This is a genomic window from Actinoplanes sp. NPDC026670 (genome assembly GCF_040638175.1).
Lineage (GTDB): Bacteria > Actinomycetota > Actinomycetes > Mycobacteriales > Micromonosporaceae > Actinoplanes.
The window spans coordinates 1-1,031 of record NZ_JBEZXU010000228.1 but is presented as its reverse complement, the minus strand read 5'-3'; the positions used below and the strand labels follow the sequence as shown (position 1 = coordinate 1,031).

The 1,031-nt window shown below is 75.8% G+C and carries 1 protein-coding gene; it reads left to right on the top strand.

The window, feature by feature from the left end; genetic code table 11:
* Nucleotides 1-102: 102 nt before the first annotated feature.
* Nucleotides 103-939: a hypothetical protein gene (locus AB0E94_RS53305; RefSeq protein WP_357095942.1), complete on the top strand. Its 837-nt coding sequence runs from the start codon at nt 103-105 to the stop codon at nt 937-939.
* Nucleotides 940-1,031 lie beyond the last annotated feature (92 nt).

Genomic DNA, 1,031 nt, shown 5'->3' with positions numbered 1-1,031 from the left:
CGCCCGCATCTGCCGCAGGCCCACCACGGGCGCGGGCGGCGGGGGGGGCGCCCCCCGGGCGCTCCCACCGCCCCACGTCAGCACATCGAAGGGATCGAGACCATGACCAGCACCCACACCCGGCCCGCCCAGCTCGCACCGGTCCGCATCGGCCGAGGCCGCGTCGTCCACCTCGGCAACCTGAGCAGCATCACGGGCCCGGCCGGCGAGCCCCGCTACGTCGCCGGCTCGTGCGGGGCCAGCACCCGAGGCGACACCGTCACGGTCGGTGCCGCCGTCACCGCGCCAATCGACTGCCGCACCTGCACGCGCTCCAACCCGGTCCGCGTGGCCTGGATCAACGCCACGGTGATCGCGGCGACCAGCGAGCCGGTGACCCTGCCGCACACCGGACTGACCGTGCCGCACACCCAGCTCCGCGTCGACGGCCCCACCCAGCCCGGCCCCGGCCATGCGGAGCAGCACCGGCTGTACCTCGGTGCCCGCTTCGTCGGCTGGATCACCACCCACCCGCGCCACCCGCACCGCAGCGCCACCTACCAGACGAACTCCCTCGGAGGCAGGGAACTCGACGAGTACGCCCAGCAGTGCCGGCTGTTCACCGGCGAGCCCGCCACCGTCGCCGACGTGCTGGCCGAGCTGGTCCGCGAGCACATCACCGCGGCAGCCGTCGCCGAGCGGCTAGCCGCCACCCGCACCCCGATCCGACTCATGCAGCACATCCGCGACGGCGACGGCCAGCCCACCGGGGCTCCGTACCCGACCACCTACGCCAGCGCCAACGCACCGCTGACCACCGACCCCACCTGGCACCGCGCGGTAGCCCGCGCCCTGCACCGCGACTCCCCCGCCGGCCCCGGCCAGCACTGGCAGATCTGGACCCCCACCGGCTGGACCCGCCTGCCCGACGTCGTCGACGTCGACCAGGACCTCGGCTGACCGTCCCCCGTGCCCGGGCCCCCCCCCCCCCCGGGCGCGGGGCCCCCAACCCCCCCCCACCACCGGGGGGCCAACAAAACCCCCACAAACCC

Excerpts from the sequence above, each read along its gene's own strand:
- AB0E94_RS53305 (WP_357095942.1), top strand. The coding sequence starts at position 103 with ATGACCAGCACCCACACCCGGCCCGCCCAGCTCGCACCGGTCCGCATC.